The sequence below is a fragment of the Pseudodesulfovibrio sediminis genome, from assembly GCF_020886695.1.
In the GTDB taxonomy this organism is placed as follows: domain Bacteria; phylum Desulfobacterota; class Desulfovibrionia; order Desulfovibrionales; family Desulfovibrionaceae; genus Pseudodesulfovibrio; species Pseudodesulfovibrio sediminis.
On the sequence record NZ_AP024485.1, the window covers coordinates 2846019 to 2869976 of the forward strand.

25 protein-coding genes and 1 tRNA gene are annotated in these 23958 nt (G+C 54.3%); 12 read left to right on the plus strand and 14 right to left on the minus strand.

Going from position 1 to position 23958, the window contains the following annotated elements; all coding sequences use genetic code 11:
- Positions 1-2 precede the first annotated feature (2 nt).
- From SRBAKS_RS13540 to SRBAKS_RS13560, 6 genes are all read left to right on the plus strand, one after another.
- Positions 3-671, plus strand: coding sequence for an ABC transporter ATP-binding protein (locus SRBAKS_RS13540; RefSeq protein WP_229591419.1), 669 nt, complete (start codon positions 3-5; stop codon positions 669-671).
- 111 nt (positions 672-782) lie between these two features.
- The gene (locus tag SRBAKS_RS17880; protein WP_283816481.1) at positions 783-1115 is read left to right on the plus strand and encodes a PhzF family phenazine biosynthesis isomerase; all 333 of its coding nucleotides are present in this window, start codon (positions 783-785) and stop codon (positions 1113-1115) included.
- Between the two features lie 22 nt (positions 1116-1137).
- Positions 1138-1701, plus strand: a complete 564-nt coding sequence (locus SRBAKS_RS17885; protein WP_283816482.1) for a PhzF family phenazine biosynthesis isomerase — start codon at positions 1138-1140, stop codon at positions 1699-1701.
- A gap of 118 nt (positions 1702-1819) precedes the next feature.
- Complete coding sequence (locus tag SRBAKS_RS13550) at positions 1820-2476, plus strand: metallophosphoesterase family protein (RefSeq protein WP_229591420.1); 657 nt, start codon at positions 1820-1822, stop codon at positions 2474-2476.
- Positions 2477-2947: a 23S rRNA (pseudouridine(1915)-N(3))-methyltransferase RlmH gene (locus SRBAKS_RS13555; protein WP_229591421.1), complete on the plus strand. Its 471-nt coding sequence runs from the start codon at positions 2477-2479 to the stop codon at positions 2945-2947.
- A 15-nt stretch (positions 2948-2962) separates the two neighbouring features.
- Entirely contained in the window at positions 2963-3226 is a 264-nt protein-coding gene (locus SRBAKS_RS13560; protein WP_229591422.1) for a hypothetical protein, read from the plus strand.
- Between the two features lie 103 nt (positions 3227-3329).
- On the opposite strand, the gene SRBAKS_RS13565 is transcribed toward SRBAKS_RS13560, so the two are convergent.
- From SRBAKS_RS13565 to SRBAKS_RS13580, 4 genes are all read right to left on the minus strand, one after another.
- The gene (locus SRBAKS_RS13565) at positions 3330-4967 is read right to left on the minus strand and encodes an AMP-binding protein (RefSeq protein WP_229591423.1); all 1638 of its coding nucleotides are present in this window, start codon (positions 4965-4967) and stop codon (positions 3330-3332) included.
- Positions 4968-5063: 96 nt separating this feature from the next.
- Positions 5064-5612, minus strand: a complete 549-nt coding sequence (locus SRBAKS_RS13570) for a helix-turn-helix domain-containing protein (protein WP_229591424.1) — start codon at positions 5610-5612, stop codon at positions 5064-5066.
- Positions 5613-5869: 257 nt separating this feature from the next.
- Positions 5870-7510 (minus strand): AMP-binding protein, encoded by a 1641-nt coding sequence (locus SRBAKS_RS13575; RefSeq protein ID WP_229591425.1) that lies wholly within the window; start codon positions 7508-7510, stop codon positions 5870-5872.
- Between the two features lie 9 nt (positions 7511-7519).
- Positions 7520-8080 carry a helix-turn-helix domain-containing protein gene (locus SRBAKS_RS13580; protein WP_229591426.1) on the minus strand — a complete coding sequence of 187 codons (561 nt, stop codon included), beginning with the start codon at positions 8078-8080 and terminating at the stop codon, positions 7520-7522.
- A 213-nt stretch (positions 8081-8293) separates the two neighbouring features.
- Here SRBAKS_RS13580 and SRBAKS_RS13585 point away from each other — a divergent pair, with 213 nt between their 5' ends.
- The 4 genes from SRBAKS_RS13585 to SRBAKS_RS13600 all read left to right on the plus strand — a co-directional run bounded on the left by SRBAKS_RS13585 (position 8294) and on the right by SRBAKS_RS13600 (position 11201).
- Entirely contained in the window at positions 8294-9142 is an 849-nt protein-coding gene (locus SRBAKS_RS13585) for a tetratricopeptide repeat protein (protein ID WP_229591427.1), read from the plus strand.
- Between the two features lie 3 nt (positions 9143-9145).
- Entirely contained in the window at positions 9146-9799 is a 654-nt protein-coding gene (locus tag SRBAKS_RS13590) for an ABC transporter ATP-binding protein (RefSeq protein WP_229591428.1), read from the plus strand.
- Positions 9796-10578 carry an ABC transporter permease gene (locus SRBAKS_RS13595; protein WP_229591429.1) on the plus strand — a complete coding sequence of 261 codons (783 nt, stop codon included), beginning with the start codon at positions 9796-9798 and terminating at the stop codon, positions 10576-10578. Before SRBAKS_RS13590 ends, SRBAKS_RS13595 begins: the two co-directional genes overlap by 4 nt.
- Before the next feature lie 128 nt (positions 10579-10706).
- On the plus strand, positions 10707-11201 hold the full coding sequence (locus SRBAKS_RS13600) for a hypothetical protein (protein ID WP_229591430.1): 495 nt from the start codon (positions 10707-10709) through the stop codon (positions 11199-11201).
- A gap of 66 nt (positions 11202-11267) precedes the next feature.
- On the opposite strand, the gene SRBAKS_RS13605 is transcribed toward SRBAKS_RS13600, so the two are convergent.
- The 3 genes from SRBAKS_RS13605 to SRBAKS_RS13615 are packed head-to-tail and all read right to left on the minus strand — an operon-like array spanning position 11268 to position 13497.
- Positions 11268-11831 carry a YbhB/YbcL family Raf kinase inhibitor-like protein gene (locus SRBAKS_RS13605; RefSeq protein WP_229591431.1) on the minus strand — a complete coding sequence of 188 codons (564 nt, stop codon included), beginning with the start codon at positions 11829-11831 and terminating at the stop codon, positions 11268-11270.
- Positions 11832-11886: 55 nt separating this feature from the next.
- A complete protein-coding gene (locus tag SRBAKS_RS13610; RefSeq protein WP_229591432.1) occupies positions 11887-12771 on the minus strand; it encodes an AraC family transcriptional regulator in 885 nt (294 codons plus the stop codon).
- Positions 12772-12813: 42 nt separating this feature from the next.
- Positions 12814-13497 (minus strand): DUF554 domain-containing protein, encoded by a 684-nt coding sequence (locus SRBAKS_RS13615; RefSeq protein ID WP_229591433.1) that lies wholly within the window; start codon positions 13495-13497, stop codon positions 12814-12816.
- 405 nt (positions 13498-13902) lie between these two features.
- Between SRBAKS_RS13615 and SRBAKS_RS13620 the strand changes: the two genes are divergently transcribed.
- Positions 13903-13989 (plus strand) — tRNA-Leu (locus SRBAKS_RS13620).
- Positions 13990-14113: 124 nt separating this feature from the next.
- Here the strand turns inward: SRBAKS_RS13620 and SRBAKS_RS13625 are convergent.
- The 6 genes from SRBAKS_RS13625 to SRBAKS_RS13650 all read right to left on the minus strand — a co-directional run bounded on the left by SRBAKS_RS13625 (position 14114) and on the right by SRBAKS_RS13650 (position 22822).
- Positions 14114-15034, minus strand: a complete 921-nt coding sequence (locus SRBAKS_RS13625) for a restriction endonuclease (protein ID WP_229591434.1) — start codon at positions 15032-15034, stop codon at positions 14114-14116.
- 28 nt (positions 15035-15062) lie between these two features.
- A complete protein-coding gene (locus SRBAKS_RS13630; RefSeq protein WP_229591435.1) occupies positions 15063-15788 on the minus strand; it encodes a M48 family metallopeptidase in 726 nt (241 codons plus the stop codon).
- A 1-nt stretch (position 15789) separates the two neighbouring features.
- Positions 15790-18870 (minus strand): type I restriction endonuclease subunit R, encoded by a 3081-nt coding sequence (locus SRBAKS_RS13635; RefSeq protein ID WP_229591436.1) that lies wholly within the window; start codon positions 18868-18870, stop codon positions 15790-15792.
- A gap of 188 nt (positions 18871-19058) precedes the next feature.
- Positions 19059-20192, minus strand: coding sequence for a Fic family protein (locus SRBAKS_RS13640; RefSeq protein ID WP_229591437.1), 1134 nt, complete (start codon positions 20190-20192; stop codon positions 19059-19061).
- Between the two features lie 16 nt (positions 20193-20208).
- Positions 20209-21345 (minus strand): restriction endonuclease subunit S, encoded by a 1137-nt coding sequence (locus SRBAKS_RS13645; protein WP_229591438.1) that lies wholly within the window; start codon positions 21343-21345, stop codon positions 20209-20211.
- Positions 21338-22822 (minus strand): type I restriction-modification system subunit M, encoded by a 1485-nt coding sequence (locus SRBAKS_RS13650; protein ID WP_229591439.1) that lies wholly within the window; start codon positions 22820-22822, stop codon positions 21338-21340. Before SRBAKS_RS13650 ends, SRBAKS_RS13645 begins: the two co-directional genes overlap by 8 nt.
- Before the next feature lie 128 nt (positions 22823-22950).
- Here SRBAKS_RS13650 and SRBAKS_RS13655 point away from each other — a divergent pair, with 128 nt between their 5' ends.
- Positions 22951-23157 carry a hypothetical protein gene (locus SRBAKS_RS13655; RefSeq protein WP_229591440.1) on the plus strand — a complete coding sequence of 69 codons (207 nt, stop codon included), beginning with the start codon at positions 22951-22953 and terminating at the stop codon, positions 23155-23157.
- Here the strand turns inward: SRBAKS_RS13655 and SRBAKS_RS13660 are convergent.
- On the minus strand, positions 23154-23810 hold the full coding sequence (locus SRBAKS_RS13660; protein ID WP_229591441.1) for a recombinase family protein: 657 nt from the start codon (positions 23808-23810) through the stop codon (positions 23154-23156). The genes SRBAKS_RS13655 and SRBAKS_RS13660 overlap by 4 nt on opposite strands.
- Positions 23811-23958 lie beyond the last annotated feature (148 nt).

Here is a 23958-nt window from a genome sequence, read left to right on the forward strand (position 1 = left end):
ATATGCTTGAAGCAAAAAACATCATCAAGACATTCCGCTCCGAAGGGGTCGACACCCAGGCTTTGAACGGTGTGGATATCTCGGTCGATTATGGCGAATTCGTGTCCATTGTGGGCCGATCCGGCTCCGGTAAGACCACGTTCCTGAATATCCTGTCCACGCTCCTTGCCCCTGACTCTGGAGAGATCATGTACAAGGGGCAGGATGTCACCGCGTTTTCGGCAGGAAAATTGAACGCCCTGCGCCACCATGACTTTGCCGTTATTTTCCAGTTTCACTATCTGCTGCCGTTCCTGTCGGCCAGAGAGAACGTTCTGCTGCCCTACATGAAGGGGCTTGCTCCGGTTTCCAGAGAGATCAAGATGCGGGCTGACGCCTGCCTTGAGCGCGTTGGACTGGGTGGCAAGGGAGCCAAGATTCCCGGTCACCTCTCCGGCGGAGAGCAACAGCGCGTGGCCATTGCCCGCGCGTTGGTCAAGGAGTCGTCTGTCTTGTTCGCGGACGAGCCCACAGGCAATCTAGACAAGACCACCGGGGATTCCGTCATGGAGTTGCTTGCCGATCTCAAGAATGATGGACTCTCCATTGTCATGGTCACCCATGACAACGAGTACGCGGTCAAGGCCGACAGGGTTGTCTCCATGGCCGATGGGGTTGTGGTCGAGGCCTGATCAGACGCTGTGCGGGAGCATGGCAGAGCGGCACATCGAAGATCCCATGTTCTAATAGGGGGGGGCGGCTACCGATTGTTTTTTCCTCGGGGAAAATCTATCCTTCCGTCCATGAAAAAGAAAATATCAGTTCTGTTGGTCGATGCGTTCACCAGCACGCCGGGCAAGGGTAACCGGGCAGGCGTGGTGTTGGATGCGACCGGGTTGAGTGAGAGCGAGATGCAGGCCGTGGCGCACACGGTCGACGTGTCTGAAACCGCATTCATGATTCCCACCCCGGACTCCACCGAGCACGCACTGCACGTTCGCTACTTCACGCCGTCCACAGAGGTGCCGACTTGTGGTCACGCCACCGTGGGGGCGCATTTTGCCCGCGCCAGAGCATTGGGGTTGGCCGATACCACGGTATGTCGCCAAGATCGGTGCGGGCGTGCTTCCTGTTGATATCATCGGGGCCGGTGACCACATGAAAATCATCATGACCCAGGGCGAGGTGGTCTTTACCCCGCCCTATGATCGGCACACCACAGACCGCATCCTCGCGGCTCTCGGGCTGACTGTTGACGACCTGCTTTCGGACCTGCCAGTGCAGGAGGTCTCCACTGGCCATTCCAAGGTGATGGTCCCCATCCGGTCCGTGGACACGCTCGATTCCCTGATGCCTAACATGGATGCGCTCGTGGCGTGCAGCCGCGCTACGCAGTGCAACGGCTTTTTCGTGTTCGCTTTCAATGACGAGGACGACCTCGCTTTGACCAGCGGTAGGATGTTCGCCCCGGCAGTGGGCATCCCTGAAGATCCGGTCACCGGCAATGGGAACGGGCCGTGCGGTGCGTATCTGTCGCAGCACGGCAGACTCCCGGACAGAGACGTGGTTTCCTATTGCGGCAGACAGGGCGTTGCCATGGGAAAGGAGGGCGTTATCGAGGTCACGGTACATCGTCACAACGGCCGGCCCGACACGGTGCAGGTCGGCGGCTTGGCTGTGGAGGCCGGGCAGATGGAAGTGGTGTTGGAAAGTCCCTCATAAGAATGAGTGGCCGCTTAAGCGGGAGGAATTCCTGCAAGCCGAAAGAAGCGCTCCACCTCGTTGACTCTCTCCACGCTCACGGATAGTGTCGTCCCATCTTTTTTATGGAGAAACGCATATGTATTGGATAGCTTTTGGCGATATTCACGAATCCACTGCGCTGCTCGGGTCCATCCCTGACCTGGCAGAGGCCGATGGCGTCATCATCACCGGCGATATCACCAACCGGGGCGGTGAAAGCGCCGTTCGAGATGTCCTGGACGCCGTGGCCGCCATCAATCCGCGTATTCTGGCCCAGCCGGGCAACATGGATACCGATGAGGTGCAGGCCTATCTCAAGGCGCAGGGCATGGATATGCACCTGCGGGTGCGCGAGCTGGCTCCGGGGCTTGGTCTCATGGGAGTCGGTCTGTCAACGCCCACCCCCTTCGGCACGCCGGGCGAAGTCTCGGAAGGCAGGCTCGGCCGATGGCTGGAAGAGACCGTTAGCCAGGCCAAGGGATATTATCAGCTGATTTGTGCAATCCATGAGCCGCCCTTTGAGACCGAGGTGGACGTGCTTGGCAATGGCCAGCATGTGGGCAGTCCGTCTGTTCGTTCCTTTATCGAAAAGACCCAGCCCGCCGTCGTCCTCACAGGCCACATTCACGAGGCAACCGGCGTTGCCATGATCGGCAAGACCCCGGTCATCAATCCCGGCATGCTCGCTGGCGGTGGGTATGTGCGCATTGATTTTGACGGCAACATGGTGACCGCGGAACTCAAGAGCGTCTAGATGAGCAAGATCGGTTTCATCTGGGTCGGCAAGCTCAAAGAGCCATTTTCCAAGGATGGCTGCGCCCATTACTGGAAGAAACTGTCCCGTTTTTTCAAGCTGGACGAGGCCATGGTCAAGGACGCGCCCGGCAAGTTGCCCGCCTTGGAGAAGAGCAAGGTAGAGGGCGAAGGGATTCTTTCCAAGGTCAAAAAAGGGGACGTGCTCATCATTCTTGATGAATTCGGTGACCGTCTGACCTCCAAAAAGTTAGCAAAACTGCTTCAGAAATGGACGGATGCGCCCAATCAGCGGCCTGTTTTTGTCATCGGCGGTCCCTTTGGTTTGTCTGATGACGTCAAGCAGGCGGCCCGTCATTCCATTCGATTGAGTGACATGACCCTGCCGCACGAACTGGCCCGTCTGGTCTTGCTTGAACAGCTGTACCGAGCAGGAACCATCCATAAAAACATGCCTTATCATCACGAATAGCGGAGATTTTTACCTATGCTCGACATTGAATATCTTGAACGTGTGGCCACATATTTTGAATCCGGTGATTGTAAATTCGAGTTTGAACACGGCGAAGAAGAGCGGCGTCTGCTCATTCTCGACTTCCTTGAAACGCTGATGGATCTGGGCGAACAGGCCGATGCCCTGGCCACAAAGCTGATTTTCAAGGATGCCTATGCCTCCCTCGTGACCGAAGAAGGCGTGGCCGCAGCCGAAGAAAATGAAGCGCAGGACGCCGTGGAGACAGAGGAAAACTGACCTCGTCTACTCTCCCATTCGTTCCGGCTGACAATGAGTTGTCACGAGAAAGGCGCGCCATGTAATTACATGGCGCGCCTTTTTAAAGTGGTTTCGGATGGAGTTAGTTCGGCAGATTGGCCAGATCCGCCTCGCGAATCTCCTTGCGTTTGATTTTGCCGGAGATGGTCTTGGGCAGCTCGGTCACATAGTCAATGACGCGGGGGTATTTGTACGGCGCGGTCAGGTCGCGGACAAAAGCCTGCAGGGTCTTGGTCAGCTCTTCGGACGGTTCATAGCCCGGAGCGAGCACGACCGTTGCCTTGACCAGCTGGCCGCGGACTTCGTCGGGCAGACCGGTGACAGCCGCTTCGATGACGGCGTCGTGAGCGACCAGCGCGGATTCGACCTCAAAGGGGCCGATGCGGTAGCCGGAAGATTTGATGAGGTCGTCGGTGCGTCCCATGAACCAGAAGAATCCATCCTCGTCGGCCCAGGCCTTGTCACCGGTGTGATACCAGTCGCCGCATTTGACGTTGGCGGTCTTTTCCGGTTCATCCATATAGGAGTCGAACAGGCCGAGTACGGGCTTGTCGATGCGAATGCAGATTTCTCCCTCTTCACCCTGGGGCACCTCGTTGCCTTCCTCATCCATGAGCGCGATATCCCAGCCGGGGACGGGTTTGCCGATGGAGCCGGGTTTGGGTTCCATGAATTTGAAGGTGGCCACCTGCAGTGTGGTCTCGGTCTGGCCGTATCCTTCGTAGAGCGGCATATTGAACGCTTTTTTCCAGGCGTGGAAGACAGAATCGTTCAGCAGTTCTCCCGCAGTGGTGCAGTGGCGCAGAGCGGACAGGTCGTATTTGGACAGGTCTTCACGTACCAGGAAACGGTAGACCGTGGGCGGTGCGCAGAATGTGGTGATCTTGTTGTCCGCCATGATCTGCAACAGGTGGGCAGGCTCGAACTTGCCGCGGAAGTCCCAGACGAACACGGTGGCGCCGGCCATCCACTGGCCGTAGAATTTGCCCCATACGGATTTGGCCCAGCCCGTTTCGGACAGGGTCAGGTGGATATCGCCGTCTTCAAGGTCGTGCCACAGTGCGCCGGTGGTGAAATGGGAGGCCGGGTAGGCAAAGGTGTGCATCACCATCTTGGGCAGGCCTGTGGTGCCGGACGAAAAGAAAATGACCATGGGATCATCGTTGCAGGGCGTGTCGGCCGTGCGTGGGCAGGAGGCGTCGCCCGTGGCCATGAGTTCTTCGTAATCAAGCCAGCCGTCATTGGTCGTGCCGTCGATCTGCACCAGCAGGTTCAGGCCGTCACAATCCGGTTTGGCTTCGTCAACACGCTCGCAGATGGAGTCTTCACAGATGATGGCGGAGATACCGGCGTAGTTCACGCGCTGGGAGATATCCTTCTTGGTCAGGAGCGAGGGGGACGGAATGGGCAGCGCGCCGATGCGGTGCAGGGCGAGCATGACGGTCCAGTATTCCATGCGGCGATAGAGCACCAGCATGATGCGGTCGCCTTTCCTGACGCCTTTGGCCATGAGCGCATTGGCGAGTCTGGAAGAGGTTTCCTGAAAGAACTTGAAGTCGTATTCGCGACGGGTTCCGGCATCGTCCACATGGATGAGCGCGGTCTTTTTTGGGTCCAGTGCATCCAGGACATCATAGGAAAAGTTGAAATTCTCGGGGCATTCCGGTTTGTATCGGGCGCAGAAGTCTTCGTAGCTTGAGTATTCTTCTTTGGTGAACATGGTGGTTTTTCTCCGTGATCTCTGTTCAAATTTGGTATTTTTCGCAGGCAAAAACGTCAAAACTTGTTCCGGGCGGACCGGGGTATCCGGCCAGCCCTAGAGAATCACATCGAGGAAAGTGACTTCATTGCCATCAAGACCACGCAACGCGTGCGGCGTTTCAGAGTTGAAATACAGTGAGTCGCCGGGCTCAACGATGATCGGTTCGCCGCCCATTCTGACTTCCAGACGGCCTTCGAGCACATAGATGAACTCCTGTCCACGGTGTGCAGTCTCGGCCATATCGTCACCGGATTTGGCCGGAACCGTGATCAGAAACGGTTCCATTTCGCGCCCGGAAAATTTGTATCCCAGGGATTTGTAGTCGTAATCCTTGCGTCGATCCACGGCAAAACCCTCATCCTTGCGGACCAGGGAGTAGGATTTCAGATGGGGTTCACGACCGGAAATCAGGGTGGTCAGGTCCACTCTGCACAGACGGGACACGTCCAGCATGTAGCCGACCGGGATCTCCACGGTGCCGGATTCGTAGCCGACAACCTTCTCTTCCGTAACCCCCAGCAGGTCAGCCATCTCCTTTGGGGTCCAACCAACGCCTTCACGAACACCGATTAGACGCGGTGCAATCTCTTTGTACTGTTCCATTACTGCCTCCTTGAAAGATGCCTCCGGCGGCTCAGGGAGCCTTTTGAAAAAGGTTCCCTGAGAATCCTCCTCAACTATGTGGCGCCACATCGAAACGGTGTGGGACCTGGTGTGTGAAGGGACGTTTCCTTCACTGCGCCGCCAATATCGCTGTACGCTTCCCTGTACTTCTTTTGGCGGCGCGCAAAAGTACTTGAAAGGGCGTCCGGGGGAAAACCCTCTCACGAGTTTTCCCCCGGATGGTTACTGTCTATTCCCTACGCGTCCGGCCACAGTTCGTGGGCGTAGTCGCGGAGTTTGTATTTTTGAATCTTGCCCGATGCGGTCATGGGATATTCCGTCATGAATGTTACATATCGCGGGGTTTTGTAATGAGCGATCTTTCCGCGACAGTAATCCACGACGTCTTCGGGTTCAAGCTCGGCGCCATCCTTGAGGAGGATGAATGCGCCCACCTGCTCGCCGAATTTCTGGCTGGGAACACCGGCCACCTGCACGTCGAGGATACCGTCCATGGAGTAGAGGAATTCCTCTATCTCTCTCGGATAGATGTTTTCGCCGCCACGGATGATCATGTCCTTCAGCCGTCCCGTGATAGAGAGGTAGCCGTCCTCGTCTAGCTCGCCGAGGTCGCCCGAGTGGAGCCAGCCCTCGGCGTCGATGGCTTCTTCCGTGGCCTTGTCGTTGTTGTAGTAGCCCTTCATGACGTTGTAGCCGCGGCAGCAGACCTCGCCCTGAACATGGGGCGGACATTCTTCGCCGGTTTCCGGGTCCGTGATCTTGATCTCGACTTCGGGCATGGCCGTACCGACGGTCTCGGTCATGTGCTCGATGGTGTCGCCGATCTTTGTCTGGGACATGACCGGGCTGCTCTCGGTGAGCCCGTAGCAGATGGTGATCTCTTTCATGTTCATCTTGTCCATGACCTTTTTCATCACCTCCACCGGGCAGGGAGAACCGGCCATGATGCCGGTGCGCAGGCTGGAGAAATCGAACTTGTCGAACATGGGGTGGTCGAGCATGGCGATGTACATGGTGGGCACGCCGTACACGGCGGTACAGTTTTCCACGTCAATGGCGTGCATGACCTCAAGGGGAACGAAGTCCTCTTTTATGACCATGGTCACGCCGTGGTTGATGCAGGCGAGCACGCCGAGCACGCAGCCGAAACAGTGGAAGAGCGGCACGGTGAGACAGAGCCTGTCCCCGGCCTGAAATGCCTGGTTCTGGCCGATCCAGTACCCGTTGTTGCCGATGTTGTAGTGGGTCAGCTGGACCCCTTTGGGGAACCCGGTGGTACCGGAGGTGTATTGCATGTTGACCACGTCATGCGGAGTGAGTTCTGCCTGACGGGCGGCGTAGTCTTCATGGGTAACCATGGAGGACATGGCCTGGAGTTCCGGGATGGAATACAGGCCGCGATGTTTTTCATGGCCGAGGTAGAAGACACGTTTGAGCTTGGGAAACTTGTTGGTCTTGAGCTGGCCCCGTTCCTGAATCCTGAGTTCGGGGACAAGGTCGTACACGGTCTGGAGATAGTCGTGGTTCCGGTATTCGCCGATGATGAACAGGTTTTCGGTCTCGGAATGCTCCAGCAGATATTTGAGTTCATGGGACTGGTAGTGCGTGTTGACCGTGAGCATGATGGCCCCGATCTTGGCCGTGGCGAATTGCAGGGCCACCCAGTAGGGGACGTTGTTGGCCCAGACCGCGACCTTTTCACCTTTCTGGACGCCGAGGCCCATGAGTCCCTTGGCAATGGTGTCCACCAATTCACCGAACTCCCTGTATGTCAGGCGAAAGCCGCGGTCCACATAGACGACCGCTTCCTGATCAGGGTGTTTCTCGATTGTTTCATCCAGGATCTGGCCGAGAGTCATCTCGCGAAGTGCTGTCATGTTCACCGCCTACACCGGGAAATAGAGGACAGCGTAGATTTCGGCCTTTTCGTCTCCGCCGCAGGCCACGTTGTGGGGCACGATGGAATTGAAATAGATGGAGTCACCCGGTTCGAGTACGGATTCTTCCTGGCCGTAAGTGACACGCACCTTACCGCTTTGACAGATGATGAACTCTTCACCTTCATGCGAGGACAGCGAGACGTCCTTGGCAGATTCGGGCATCAGTTCGACAAAAAAAGGTTCCATGTGGCGGTCGGTCTTGCCTTTGCCCAGAGAGTGGAACTTCATGCCCGGCTCCTTGCCGTCGGGGTGCATGGTCAGTTCCTCTTCGCGTTCGGCCAGCTTGATGATAAGCGGGTCACTGGAAACATGGTCGTCCATGAAGGTGCCCAGTCTTACGCCCAGAGCGCGGGCCATTTTCACCAGCGGTTGCAGCGAAGGGTACATGTCCTCTTCTTCAACGGCCTCGATGAAGTCCTGATCCAGGGTCGTCCGATTGGCCAGATCTTCAATGCTGAGATTTTGTTTTTCCCGGTAGGATCGGATGCGTTTTCCGATAGTGCTCATGATTCTTCTCCATAACAGTGTGAGACGGTGTTTCGGTGGTTCAGGGACAGGCGAAAATGCGATTTGTGATCGCCGTCCATGGCTTTATATAATATATGGTGGATTGTCACCTGCATGAGTCCGTTTATTGTGTCTATGAGATGAGTTGCCTTCGTTTCCGGCCCGGTGTATCTTCATACCCTCATTACTACGAGTTCAAAACGAGGAAAAACAGTGACCCAAGACGAAAATCGGCCAGACGAAAAGCCCGCTCCCCCGGGTGGACAATCGGCTTCCAAGGTGGAGCAGGACCCGCTTCCGTCAGTGGATATCCCCGGTGACGTGGAGATCGAAAAAATTTCCGGTGCGTTTTCCTCTCAAACCGTGTCCAAAGTCGGTACAGGGACCACCCAGCGCAAAGCCGTGCAAAAAGCCTTCTGGTATGCCGAGGAAGGGGAACCTGACGCGGAAGGAAATCGCTTGGTACTGGTACAGCCGCTGAACAACAACAATGTGCCGTCCGGTCCCAAGGAATCCGTGCCTTTGGTCGACTTTCTGGAACGGTACAACCCGGAAATCGAATATTATCAGGAGCACGTCTTTCCGCGTATCAAGGAGATGAACTCCACACTGAAGCGCGCCGAAGCGCAGCGGGAGCAGGGGGCGTTGTATTCCGCCCAGTTCGAGTTTGAAGCGGCACTCAGTTTTGACGAGAAGAATGTGCGGGCCAACTTTGGTCTGGGCCTGACATATATGGAGCGTGGCGAATCCGAAAAAGCGGGTGATATTTTCGAGCGGCTCGTTTCTCTGGACGCGGCGTTTTCCCCCGAACACAAGCACCTTTTCAACGAGTTCGGCATCAACCTGCGCAAATCAAAGCTGCTGGATCAGGCCGTGGACTATTATTCTCGTGCCCTGGAAATTACCGAAGACGACGACAATCTCTACTACAACGTCGCCAGAGCCTACTTCGAGCGGGGTGACCTGGATGAGTGTCGTGAGAGCCTGCGCAAGGCCCTTGCACTCAATCCGACGCATGAGGCCGCCACCAAGTTCATGGCATACCTGGACAAGGATGCCTGATCAATGTGTCTGACCCTCGACACCGTCTCCTTTGCCTACGATCGAGGGCCGACCATTTTGCGAGAGACCTCACTGACATTCGAGCAGGGTGGTTATTATCTTGTGCGCGGCCCGTCCGGGTCGGGCAAGTCAACGCTGCTCCGGCTGCTCTGTCGGCTGGAGGAATCCACCGGCGGCACCATCCGGTACAAGGATTGTGACATCAGCGACATGGCCCCGCACGTACTGCGTCGATGCGTTGCCTATGTCCAGCAGATGCCCACACTGCTACCCGGCACGGTGCGCGACAACCTCCTGCTGCCGTTCTCTTTTCAGGCGAACAAGATTCTTTCCGTTCCTTCCGATCTGGAACTTTCCGCATTCCTCGACTCCTTTCTGCTCAATGGCGTGCGCCTTGATTCCGCTGCGGACAGACTGTCCGTGGGCCAGTCGCAGCGCATCTGTCTGATCCGCAGCCTGCTGCTCAATCCCGAGGTCATATTGTTGGATGAACCCACGGCTTCGCTGGACGCGAAAAGCGCGGAAGTGGTGCTGCACAAGGCGCAGGCATTGAGCGACAAAGGAGTGACCGTGATCATGATATCCCACACCGAGACCGTGCCCGAAGGGGTGACCGATATCGTCACCATCAACGATTTGCGGCTGGTGCGCCAATGACACAACCCATCATCGAAATAGGGCCGCTGCAACTCGCGCTCTGCCTTGGCTTCGTGCTGCTCGCGGGCGTCACGTCCTTCTCGTATAAGCTCAAGCTGGAAAAGGACCTGTTCATCGGCACGGTCCGTACCTTTGCCCAGCTTTTTCTCATGGGCTATGTGCTCAAGTTCGTGTTCGAAGTCCATGTGAGTTGGCTGGTCCTGCTCATGTTTATCGGCATGGTGGCCGCCGCGGTCCACATCATCCGGGGGCGTGTGTCCGAGCGGAGCATCCCGTTCGTGATCCCGACCTTTGTGTCCATGATCATCTCCTACACGCTGGTGACCATGCTTGTGACCGGCGTTGTGGTAGGAGCCAGGCCGTGGTGGACGCCGCAGTATTTCATCCCGTTGGCAGGCATGATCGTGGGCAATTCCATGACCGCCATCTCCATCTGTCTTGATCGGTTGTTTTCCGATCTCAAGGCGCGCCGTACCGAGGTGGAGATGAAGCTTGCGCTCGGCGCGGACTATCGCGAGGCGTCGCAGGATATCCTGCGTGCGGCCATCAAGGCGGGCATGATCCCCTCCATCAACTCGCTCATGGCCGTGGGGCTGGTCTCCCTGCCGGGAATGATGACCGGTCAGATCCTGTCCGGCACGGACCCGCTTATCGCCATCCGCTACCAGATCATCGTGATGCTGATGCTGGTTGCCTCGACCTCACTGGGGGCGCTGGTCGTCACCAGCCTTGTGCGGAAGCGGTGTTTCTCTGCTGCGCAGAGACTGCTTTTGCGATAAGCTGCCGATACTGTCTTTATCCCGTGTGCCGTTGTTCAGCGACATTTCCGAAAACCCCTTGATTATGAAGGACAATTGGGTGATTATGTCGCTACTTTTCTGTTTACGGCACTGATAAGGAGTATCTAATGGCTAATGATTTCAGAGAATATCTTGTTGAGGCGTCACGCCACGAAGATTTTGGACGGGTGTTCAAGGAATTGGCTGTCGGCCCCAATATAATGATTTCCTTTCAGGCAAGCGCGACCCACGGCTGCTACCCGGAAGAGACCCTGGACGATATTTATGGGTACACCCGCTGGGAGGTCTCTCTGCGTGCTGTCAAACCGGCCATTGATGTCCCCAACGCCGGCGCCTGGAGTTTCCTGAAGAACAATTACTGGGCCAGACCTTTTGACAAGCCGGAATTTCAAAGAGCCATGGCTGCCGACAATATCGTGGTTATGGATTGTCAGCGTATTCTCGAAGACGTCATTGAGTACGCCCTTATCAAAAAGCAGATCGAATCCGAAGATGACATCCGTGTTCTTGAACCGGAGGAAGAAGTTAAAGAGGTCGCGCCCGCCAAGGTCGGAGCCGCTGGAGCCGGTGGTGGTTGCGGTGGCTGTGGCTGCGGCAGATAGACAGACTGAAAGCTTTGATACTGATACGACAAAAGCCCCGTCCTCCTGAGAGGACGGGGCTTTTCATTATCGACCGTATTGTGCGGTCAGGCTTGCTGATCCGAGTGAATGGGCGTGCAGGAAAAAGCCGACCATGGCCGCGGAGCTGTCGGGCGTGAGACCAAGGGTTTCAATATCCAGGGCGTGGATCGTGAAGATATACCGATGGGCTTTGTCCTGCTCCGGAGGGCAGGCCCCGCCGAATCCCGGGGCGCCGAAGTCGGTACGGCTCTGGATCGCGCCAGCAGGGAGCTGGCCGTTTCCGGTAGCATCTTCAGCAAGCCCGGTGGTTGTTTTGGGGATGTCGAACACCACCCAATGCCACCAGCCGCTGCCGGTGGGCGCATCCGGGTCGTAGACCGTGATTGCAAAGCTCTTGGTCCCGGCAGGCGGGTTCTGCCATTCAAGGGCGGGCGAGATATTGTCGCCGGTGCAGCCGAAGCCGTTGAGCAGGTGTTTTTCAATCAGGGTGCCGCCATCGGTGATGGTCGGGCTGGTCAGCGTGAAACCGTCAGCCAGGCAGACTGGAGCAAGGGTCAGAATGAGGGCGATGGCCAGTGCCATGGAAAGGAAAAAACGGGTCTTGTGCATAAAAGTCTCCTTGTGTGTTGAAGGAGTATGTACCCAACCGCAGGCAAGCACGCTGTCATGATCCGGCCAAATGTTGATCCAAAACGGCATTGTACTGCAATATCTGGCTCGGGCTGACGCCGAAGCGTTCCTTGAACAGCCCGGCGAAACGGGAGGCGGAGTTGTAGCCGCATCGGTAGGCGGTCTCCCCTACGTTGGCGCTGCCGGACTGGAGCATGGCCAGACCGGAGTTGAGTCTGACTTCCCGGAAAATATCCCTGAGCGACGTGTCTTCTTCTTTCAGGTGCCGCCGCAGAGAGCGTTCACTGGTCCCCAATCTGGCCGCGATAATTTCTGCGGTCCAGGCTCGGCCCGGCTCCATGCCTATGAGACGGCAGCAGCGGGAGCTCCAGGTCGAAACCGCATTCCAGAGCAGGGGCAGACAGTCGGTCCGTTCCGATGCCAACAGGAGCAGCTCTTCGCGGCAGAGAGACAGGAGTCGTTCGTTTTTGGAGTTGGCGGAGGCCATGTGGAGCAGATGGTTCAGCGAGGATTCCACAAGAGCGTCACAGTCCATTTTCAGCCTTTCCAAAGAGAAGGAGGGCGCGCGGTCACTGCCGGAACATCCAGAGGCGACTCTGCCGAGCATGTCCTCCTCATAGGTCAGGCAGAGGGCCAGATAGCGGCAGTTTTCCTTGTCCGGGCAGTTTTCGATGATTGTTTCCAAGCGGGCGGGGTACAGGAAACCTTCGCCTGCTTTCACTACCAGTCGCTCTTGACCTTGAATGATGGTCTTGGTCCCCGAAAGGACAAAGACAAGGGCTGTTTGCGGCAGGGAGACCGAACGCAATCGGTGCGATGTGACGCTGGAAACCATGCCCAGAAACGGGAGTTGGCAGCTATCAGGTTTTGTTGCGCCCAGAACTTTGTGCAGGTGTCGTGTGGTCGCCGGGGTATCCATGCTCGGAGCGTAGCAGCAGTCTGGCTGGTGCTCAAGTGGCGGCTAGGCGAAGAAAAAGGTCAGCACGACCACATACACCAACGCGGGCAGCAGATTGGCCAGCCTGATCTCTGTCAGCTCCAGCAGGTTGATGCTGATGCCGACAATGAGCAGTCCGCCGCAACCGGTGATCTGGGCAATCATCAGGTCAGAGAAATACTGTTGGAAAAAGGACGCCCCGATGGTGATGGCTCCTTGATAAAGCAGCACCGGTATGAAGGAGAAGATGACGCCGGTGCCATAGGTGGCGGCAAAGGCGATGGACGCGAATCCATCAAGGATGGCCTTGGTATAGATGATGGTGGGGTTGCCCCGGATACCTTCTTCCAAAGAGCCGACAATGGCCATGGCTCCTATGCAGAAGAGCAGGGACGTGGTGACCAGCCCGTCCGTGAAGGTCGCGTTCTTTGATCGGACGAGTTTCTTGAATCGGTTCCCAAGCCGGTCGAGGAGCGTGTCGAGACGAAGCAGCTCCCCGGTTATCCCGCCCAACAGGATGGCGAAAATGACGATAAGGATGTTCTCCACCTTCAGCGCCATCTGGATGCCGATGAGCAGAACGCATAACCCCAGGCCTTGAAAAACAATGGTCCGAATGCGTTCGGGAAAGCGGGATTGCAGCCAGCACCCGATCAGGGAGCCGCCGATAATTGCCAGGGCGTTGACGATAGAACCGATGGGAAGCATGTTGTATCCTTATTGAAACAGGGACTGATCCGCATCAGCCTGCTACCACCATGCATTGACTATGACAAGGCAGAAACAGCGATTTGCGTCATACGAAACAGGGTTTTTCTGTCGGTCACACTGATTGTGGCAGGAAATGCGTTGTGCATCGTATTGCAATGCCACGGGGTATATTTATGCAGATCAGTCATGACATGGAGGCCGGAGTTTATTGAGCTGATTTGATTTAGTATAATATATCAGGTGGTTTTAAGTTCATAAAGCGGAGGCGTGTCAACGGAGAAGATACCCCAGCGCCTCAAAGACACGCATACCCGCCACTGCAACGACTCCACACAGGCGTACAGGAAGTTCACAAGGATATTGACAGCGTACCCCGCCTGCCATATGAAGAACGTCACCCGTGCCAGGGTGGCGGAATTGGTAGACGCAGCGGATTCAAAATCCGCCGGCGGTAACGCTGTGGGGGTTCGAGTCCCCCCCTTGGTACCATAGGAAAATTAACGGCTTACGCTTTTGCGTAGGCCGTTTTTTTGTTGTTTGGGAAGCTTCGGGGGGAATTTTGGGGGAACTCAGGGGGAATCAGCTTCCCCTTTTTGCGAGTCGAATCTCATCACTAGAGGTCATGGAAATAGTCAGAATCGATGCGCTTGATGACGTAAGTATCAGAGGTTGAAACTCCTACGTTGTGCTCAATCATCAGCTTGGACAATCGAATGCCATCAATCAGGATTATTTTGCTGTCGATGCTTTTAGTAAAGTCATAAGCAGCATTGCTGAAGGTCGATGTGGTGATGAAGATTCCTTTCTTTGCACGCTGTCCTTGCAAGGCCCCTGCAAATTTTTGGATTTCCGGGCGCGAAACAGCTCCTTCCCAGCGTTTAGCCTGAACATAAATAACATCCAACCCCAGGCGGTCTTCATTGATGATTCCATCAATTCCTTCATCGCTACCTTGACGGGTTACAGTACCGGCTTCTTGGCGCGAACCGCCGTACCCCATGGCTAGTAATAGGTCGACAACCAGACGTTCAAAGAACTCAGGAGAGCAATTCTTGACAGTTGAGAGAATGGTATCAGCAAGTTCGTCAACTATCTTTTGATAGCCATCGTCGATTAGCTCCTGCGGGGTGCTAGGGGTGTCATCAGCTGCTGACGCGGAAGTTTGTGTATCGCTACTTGTTTTTGAATTGTTGGGGGTAATGAATTTTACAAACTCAGGGTATTGCATCAAAAGCTGTCTGTCGATTTGAGAAGGATTGGTGCCGAGAAGGTCTCGTCCCCGGTTGGTGATTTTGTATACGCCCCTCCTTACGGCTTCAACGAGCATTGCTTGTTTGAAATACGCAACAGACCAGTTCACCCGGTCTACATATCGAGGGCATTTACCGCTAGGCACCATGTCAGAGCGGTCTTCAGGTGAAATGTCGAGCATGTCAGCCACAGTCTCTCGTATCTCATTTAACGATTTTTCCTGACCATCAGAAAGGGTTTCCAACGTAGGCAGCATGTGTTCATGAAATGTAGGTAGGGTCATTGATTATCCTTTCTCAAACGAGGGCTGTTTAGCTAGACAGGATTTTTTCGTTATTATCCAGCCACTGTTTTCGCTCTTCATAGTCTGGCAGCACAGACCTCACAAACTTCCAAAATTGGTCAACGTGATTACGGTGCTTCAAATGACATAGCTCATGGACCACAGCGTATTCAAGCACTGGCTTCGGCGCAAAAATGAGTTGCCAATTCAGGTTGATGATGTCGTCCCTTCCACAGCTTCCCCAGAGGTGCTTTTGTTCCTTGATGCGGATGGCCTTTGGAGTGAGGCTCCATCGCTTGCCATGCTTCCTGGCAAACTCCTCAGCATCTTTTTCGACCCGCTTTTTGAACCACTCTGTGAGGGCGTATTTCACATACTCCTCAGTGGTCATTTTGAACGGTTTGCTGGGTGCGTCTACGTAGAAGCCGTTACGATAGGTTACGTCACCGTATAGCCCGTCAACCTCTTGCACATTGAGCCGCATGCGTCTGCCTCGATACAGTACCTTGGCTCCAGTGACGAAGCGTCCAGGCCAGGGGCTTTGCTGTTCGCGCAGTTCGCGCACTTCTTCCAGCTTGTCAAAGACCCACTTGCGGCGTGCTTGGATAAAGCTATGAGCGCCGTCCTGAGTCGTTCCTGTAGGTATAACCACATCTACCCGGTCGGGTGTCACGACGATGCGTCTGCGCTTAGAATGAGCACTTTCTTGGATGGCATATGGTATTTCGGTCTTGCCGATGACAAGTGTGTGCATATCAGATGAGCTTCGCATACTTCCCCAGCGCGTAATCCTCGACCTTCGGCGGGATGCTCTTCCAATGCTCCTTCAAGCCACCATCAATGACGATGCGGCGTACCTGCTGGCGCAAATCCTTCTTCACCTGTTCCATGGTGTGCCAGCCGGGAGGCGCGTGCTCGTCGGATGCGTACAGCTCGTCGATTTGAACAGCAAGCTCTTGTAAGTGGTTCAAGCCTTCTCCGTCCTCTGCGCTTTCGCCATCACCGTTTCCGCTGGGTGTGCTTGCTTGTCCTTCGGGCATGAACGCTTCAAGGATTTTGTAGATACCGTGTGCGTTGGCTTCGAGCGGACCGTCAGGGTTGATTTCGGCGGTCAGTTCTTTGGAGAGTCGTTCGAGGTTTTTCAGCTCTTCGGCGAAGTCGATTTGCATTGAGCGCATCCGTTCCAGCACCTCTTTGACCTTTTCTGAGAAGGGACCAAATTGGAGTGGATTCTCTGCCGTTTTTTGGACGAGGATTTTTTTAAGCTCGGTTGCCTTGCGGATGGCGGCTTCTTTGATTTCGTTTTCGTCCTTGCCTCCAGGCTCAAAGTCTTTCCAGTATTCCGGGTCGGTGAGAGTTCGCAGCTTGATGACTGTCGATATGCCCGTAGCGTGCAACTGGTCTTCAAGGATGTCCCGAATCTTTGCACTGTAGTTTCTCAGGCTGACGTCTTGCTTCTTTTCGAAGTGTTGGGTTGCGTATGGCAAGAACATGGCGACCCATTTCATATCGTCGGTGTAATCGAGGATAGCCGGATCTGGGCTCAGCACTTCGTATGCTTTGATGAAAATTCGTGCTTTGCGTCGGAAGGTAAACCACGCATCTTCTGTCGCAAGGGCCTGTATGAAGGCCCGGAATTCTTCTTTGATACCCTCGCCTTTTGCGCCTTTCTTGAAGTCTTTCACAACGGCCATGACGTCTTTGTGGGCTGCCTTGAGTTGCTGGCGCAGCACGTCGATGTTGCGCATAGCATTCTGGACGTCCTCAGAGCGGTACGACTCCAGCGCCTTGTTCAGCTTTTGGGTCACGCCGATGTAGTCGACGATAAGGCCGTTTTGTTTGGCTGCACCACAAAGCCTGTTGGTCCGGGCAATGGCTTGAAGCAGGTTGTGCTCCTTGAGCGGGTTATCCAGGTACATGACGTTCTCAACAGGGGCGTCGAAGCCGGTGAGAAGTTTGCTGCACACGAGCAGGAAGTAGGGTGGTTGTCCCTGTACCTTGAAGTCAGTTTTTACGTCTGCTTCGGTTCTGTCTGCACGCGGCAGGGCGTACTTCACCAAATCCTTGCGAATTGAATCAATATGCTTGTCCTCACTCGTTTTCCCGTCTTCCTGATTTGATGAGTAGACTGGTTCACAGTAGCGTTCTGCTTCCTTGAAAGCTGCGTCCTGTTCCATCCCGTCCTGAATCAAATCTTCGGCAATGACTTTGGTGAGTGCTCGCTGATAAAGGATGATGGCCTCGCGGTCGATACCGACCACCTGCGCCTTGAATCCATCGGGGAGCGCATACGCTTTGAAATGCGTCCACATGTCGAAGGCAATGAGTTCAACACGGCTGGAAACTTTGGCAAGGGATGCAACGGACACGCCTTTGGCTTTGGCCTCCTGCACCACTTCGTCCGGCTCGTTGGCGAGAAGCTGGTCGAACATGATGTCCAGCTTGGCCTCGTCTATCTGCATGTTCGCCATGCGTGAGGTGTAGTTGATGGGTATGGTTGCACCATCCGCCACGGCATCGTCTATGCCGTACTTATCGAGGTAGGCTTCGCCTTCGGGACTGAAATTTGCGTAGGTGTCAGTATCGTTTTTCTTCACTGGCGTTCCGGTGAAGCCGAAGAAGCGGGCGTCTGGCAATGTCGCACGAAGATATGCGCCTAGGTCTTTTTCCTGTGTGCGGTGGCATTCGTCTACCAATAGAATCCACTTGTCGCTGTTTGCAACGGGGGCAGTTGAGCCGTCGAATTTGAAGATGGTGGAGAGGAGCGTCAGGCCGTTGGTCCCTTGATGCAGGTTGCGTCGAAGAGCATTGAGGGATTTTATCTGTGTGGGGTTGGGCAGTCCACATGCCTGGAAGGTTGCGGAAATCTGGTCGTCGAGGTCGATGCGGTCAGTGAGAACGAGGATGTTCGGGCTTTCAAGCTCCGGTGAATCAATAGTCAGGTGGCTTTTCAGCTTGAGGGCAGCCATAGCCATGGTCAGGGATTTTCCGCTGCCCTGGGTGTGCCAGACCAGCCCCTTGCGGTGTTCGCCTTCGACCACGCGGTCCACGATTTTGTTGACGGCGCGGTACTGCTGATAGCGGCACATCTTTTTGACGACCTCACCGTCCCGTTTTTCGAAGACGATGAAGTGCGCCACGATGTCCAAGAGGCGTGAAGGTTCAAGCAGGGACCACAGGCCGCGCTCGAAGTCGGACGGGAACTCGTCGCGTTTGCGCGGGTACGGGTCTTTCCATGCGCCCCAATAGTCGGCGGGGGAGCCGGTGGCACCGTAGAGCAGATACTCGCCGTTGGTGATGATGTTGAAAATATTGGAATAGAAAAGGCGCGGAATCTGTTCTTGATATTGGTTTATCTGGTCGTAGGCTTCGGATGCTTTGGATTTGTATGAAACCGGGCTTTTGGCTTCAATGACCACCAGTGGGATGCCGTTGACGTAGACGACGAGGTCGGGCCGCCGGGTCTGTTGCGCTTGTACCGTAAGCTGATTCGTGACGGTGAAGGTGTTGTTTTCGGGGTTCTTGAAATCAATGAGATTGACGGTCTGCTTCTTGGCTTCGCCCTCAACGTTGCGACTGTAATCGCCCCGCAAGAGCTGGGTCCAGCGTTCGTTGTCCTGAACGTGGAGCATGTCGCCATACACGGCGCGGGCATCGGAATCAGACAGGCCATTGATACGCTTGATTGCCGTGAGGAAAACGTCGCGCAGCATGACATGGTTCAGGCCATCGCGTGCAGCGTGGTTGTCTTCGGGGCGCAGCCAATCGTAGTCCAGTGTTTGCAGATATTCTATACAGGGGGTTTCCGCGAACCAATCTTCCGGGCCTGTGACCATGATGAATTCTCTTAGTTAAGTTTGAAGCCGTTTTTGTAAGTATGATTTGGATTAGTAAAAGTTTTGCCGGTTTTTTTTATTATGAACTTCCATAATAAAATTTAGCGTGGGTTTTTTAACTATAGAAACTCATATTTAAGGTTTGGCGGGTTTTTTTTACCATGCCACGAATTAAGCAAATGGTGCCACTAGTCCATGAAGAGGCTGAAATAGTCTCGGAAGAAATACTGTCGGTTTCTGCGGTAGCCAGTTATTTCGTGCAATATTTCCATCTCGACGAATTCTTTTATAAGGATATTTGCCGTGGGCTGGGAGATACCAAGGCGTTCCGCGATTTGCGGCCCGGTTAGGATTGGGCTGCCGTACAGTTCTTCCAATAATTTTATCCCATTATGCATGCGCTTTCCAAGTACTTGGATGCGTGCCTGCATTTCGTCGCGCATTTCCATGATGTTTTGGAATGTCTGAACACCTTTTTTGGCTGTGTCGCGTACTGCTACGAGAAAGAATCGTATCCACTGACCCAAATCGTTTGATTCGCGCACCGCCGTTAGAGAGTCGTAGTACAGGCCTTTATGTTTCGCCAGATGTGCGGAAAGGTAGAGCGAAGGCTTGGTTAGTAGTCCCTTGTCGAGCAAGTAGAGGGCGATGAGTAAACGACCAATCCTGCCATTACCATCAAGGAATGGGTGAATGGTTTCGAATTGATAGTGACTTATAGCAATGCGAATGAGGTGTGGCACATTTATTTGCTCGTTGTGCCAGAAATTTTCTAAATCACTCAGGAGGTCAGGTAGTTCATCCTGATGGGGTGGGATGAAAGTCGCATCAGCAATGGTTGCGCCTCCAATCCAGTTCTGGGAACGTCGGAATTCGCCAGGGGTTTTGCGTTCTCCTCTGACTCCTTCGAGTAGACGGGCATGTGTTTGTTTCAGAAGGCGGTTGGAGAGCGGAAGGTCGTTGAGTTCATCAATGGCGGTATTCATGGCGGTGATGTAATTCTGGACTTCTTGCCAGTCGTCACGCTTTTCATCCGCGATGTATTCCTTTTCGACGATATCTTCGTCCATTTCTGTCTGAGTGCCCTCAATGCGGCTTGAGGTGTTGGCTTCCTTAACAACGTGCATTCGAATGAAGCGGTCCACTTCCGGGACAAAGCTGGAGAAGGTGGCAAGCTGGGTGAGCGCCGTCGTCGCTTCTTCCAGCAAGCTGTTGATACGGGCGTCATCCCATGTCCATTCATGATTGATGGGAACAGGACTGAAGCTTTTGTATTCAAATTGCTGTTTGTACTTGCCAGATTCAAAGTCTTCAAATTTCATTGGGCCTCCAATTCATCTATATATGTACCCGCACGTCGCCGGAAAGCAAGTCTTGCATGAGGCCGCGTTTGGTTTGTTGGAGCTGGGCGAGTTTGGCTTCTTCTGCTTGGATTGAGTTGTCTACTTCATCAAGTATCACCGTTATCGCTTTTTGCTCTTCTATTGGGGGGAATGCGGCAGGTTCTCGATGAACAACGTTCCTATTTAGGGTGGGGACTGCTGTGGCTGCATCAAACTTTTCAAGGCCGAATCCTATCAGATACCAGTATATGAAACGAGGGTCATTGCCTTTGAAATCTTTTACCCAAAGCGTTGTATCATGCGGCCAAAAATCTTGAGTCATGTAGTGTACTAGACCCAGCTTGCCTTTCCTCCCAGTGACAACGCCAGGGTGAGAAACTTTGTACTCATTATGGTAGTATGCGACGCCTGATGATGAAACAACGGGTACACTCCCTTGGCCTCTTTGCTTCTTGGTTATGTCGAATCCACGTTGTAGCACTATGAAGTCGTCCACCTTACCATCTACCCACTCCTCAGGAATCTCCCCAATCTCGGTCTGTTTGAAGCGGGTATGCCCGATGCCGCGTGTGAGCAGGTCTTGCAGCAGCCCTTCCTTGACCTTGCGGGTCTGGTCGATGACCGCCTGCGTGGCATTGATGGCTTCGTCCACGCTGCTCAGGATGGCGGCGATTTTCTTTTGCTCGTGGAGAGGGGGGGTCGGAACAGAGAGGTGCATTAGGTCAGGAATAGAAATTTGCTTTCCATCTCTTATGCCAATGGTCACCCTATAGAGTTCTTTTTCGATAAATGCCGACGACTTAAAATAATGCCTGTAGAAGTCTGGGCATATTTCGGTGGTGGGGCGAAGAACTGTATAAGCGGGGCTGATGAGCCCTTTAAATTTTGAAAATTCAATGCCTCCCTGAAATGAGCGTAAGCTTACAGCAAAATCACCAGACTCGATAAGCTTGTATGAGTTCGTTCCACCTTGGGGGGCCATGACCCGTCCTTCAAGCATACGTCGAGGTATGACTCCATGGTTTTGGGTGACCGACAACAATTCTTCTTGTTGGTGGCCCTTGCTGGTGAATTTTTTGAACAGTTCTTTGAACTTGGGAGCGCCCCAGTTTTGAGGCGAGGGGCTACTCATACCCGAGCTCCTTAATTTTCCGCAGCATCCCAGTCTCGGCTTCATCGCGCTTGGCGGTCAGCTCCTGGAGCTTGCGCAGTTCGGCTGCCGTATCAATCGGCTCCGGCGGCGGGGTCGTGTCCACATAGCGGGCGATGTTCAGATTCCAGTCGTTCTTTTCGATTTCTTCCAAGCCCACCACGCGGGCAAAGAGGTCTTCGTCTTCGTATGAACGGAACGCATCGACCAGTCGGGCCACGTTGTCGTCGGACAGGGTGTTCTGATTCTTGCCGTCAACGTAATCCTTCTCGCCGTTGACAATGAGCACCTTGCCCTTGTGTTCGGCAGACTTGTCCTTGTTGAGCACCAGCACACAGGCCGGGATGCCTGTGCCATAAAAAAGATTGGTAGGAAGGCCGATGACTGCTTCTACTAAGTCCTTTTCCAACAGCCCTTGGCGAATTTTGCCCTCACCGCCGCCACGGAACAGGATGCCGTGGGGTAGTACAACGCCCATCTTGCCCTGCTCGTTCAGGCTGGCGACCATGTGCTGCACAAAGGCGAGGTCACCATAGGACTTGGGCGGGCAACCGTATGTGTCACGCATGAACGGGTCGCCCTTGCTCCAGACTTCATGCCCCCAGTCCTTGAGGGAGAATGGGGGATTGGCAATGACGCGGTCAAAGGTCATCAGAGATTTTGATTCGCCCACCAGATGCTTGGGGTTGCGCAGGGTGTCACCACGTTTAATTTGGGCATCTTCGATGTCATGCAGGAACAGGTTCATTTTGCAGATGGCCCAGGTGTTGAGGTTCATCTCCTGCCCGTACAGTCGAAGCGACTTGGCGTTCTTGCCTTGCCGTTCAATGGAATGAAATGCTTCGAGCAACATGCCGCCAGACCCGCAAGTGGGGTCATAGATAGACATGCTGGCGTCCGGGGCCAGAACCTCGACAATGAGCTTCACAATCTGCTTGGGGGTATAGAATTCGCCGCCTTTCTTGCCAGCGTCATCCGCGAACTGGGCAATCAGGTATTCATAGGCATTGCCGAGCATATCCGCCGCCACTTCGCTTTTGCGCAGCCGGTATTTGTCGAAGTGCTGGAGAAGCCGTTCCAGGGTTTCATCCGGGAAGCGTTCCTTGTTGTTGAAATCAACGTCCTGAAAGATGCCCTGCAAGCGCAGGTTGGCGTCTTCAACGGCATGAAAGGCGTTGTTCAACTCCTGCCCGATGTCCGTGGTCCTCTTGCGTACATCGTTCCAGAATGCACCCTTCGGGATATGAAACCGATGCTCGTCCGGGTCGGCGGCCAGTTCCGAGTCGTTGTACTCGGCCATGCGCAGTTCGTATTCTTCTTCCCACACATCCGAGAGGCGTTTGAAGAAGAGCAAACCAAAAATATAGTGCTTGTAATCAGAGCTATCAATCTTGCCGCGAAGTATATCTGCTGCGCCCCAAAGGTGGCGCTCAAGTTTCTGCTGTGTGAGTTGGGTCATCGTATCTCCTGATGAGTAATGAGCTACGCATGCTCATACTCCAATTCAGGCACGGAGCAAAGCGGAATACTCAGCACATGATACCAATAACCACTTGCCCTCATTGCTCATATTGCTAGAGCTATGGGATGGATAGAAAATGTGCGGTAGATAAATCAGAACAGGCTACCCGTTTGGAGGCGCTCTTTGCTGAACAAGGCGTTTTGCTTGAAGTGGGTGGCATGCCGGTCCAGCGCATACGCGAAGGGCTGGTAGAGGTCGGCAGCTGGGGTATGGTCGGCAAGTACATGCCAGTCGAAGAAGCGGAAGAATTGCTGTTCGGCGGTAGCGATTAAGTCAAAGCCAATCGCTTGAGTGTCCGGTTCAATTGGGGCAGATGCCACCGCTTGTCGAGCGGCGTTTTGATGCCAAGTTGATTCAGCTCCTCAACCATCCTCCGCTGGGTCATTCCACATGCCAGAAATCCTTCCAAAATTGGCCGTAGGCGCTCTGCAAAGACCTTGGCCTCGTCGTGCCTCGGTTTGTTAATCAAAGGCAGTCTGGGGTTGCCTAGGCGCACTCCTCTGAGTTTGGCCTGGGCAAGTGCTTCCTTGGTTCGTTCACTAATCCGTCGAGACTCATACTGGGCCATGGCCGCCATGATGTGCAGGGTCAGTTCATTCGCTTCTGGTATGTCAGCGCAAACGAATTTCACGTTGCTTTCCATGAGGCCAGTAACGAAGTGAACATTACGGGCAAGCCTGTCGAGTTTGGCAATCAGGAGTACGGCCTTGGCTTTCTTGGCTTTGGCAATTGCTTCACGAAGCTGGGGTCGCTTGCTCAGTGCATTGGCTCCCTTGCCGGTTTCGACTTCGACGTATTCGTTGAGTAGCTTACCGTTCACTTGCTCAACGTAGTTAATCACCGACTGCTTTTGGGCATCCAGCCCGAGTCCACTACGTCCTTGTCGCTGTGTGCTCACTCTGTAGTAAGCTATAAAGTCGTGCATTCGTATTTAACCGCCTGTTAAAATTGTATCTGTTACAGCCTCTACACGGTGGTATGAAAAAAAGTCGATTAATGAACCTATAGCTTCTTGATTCAGCGAGAATATACGAATATGTATTCAACTGTTTTGTAGGAAATCCATTAAGTTT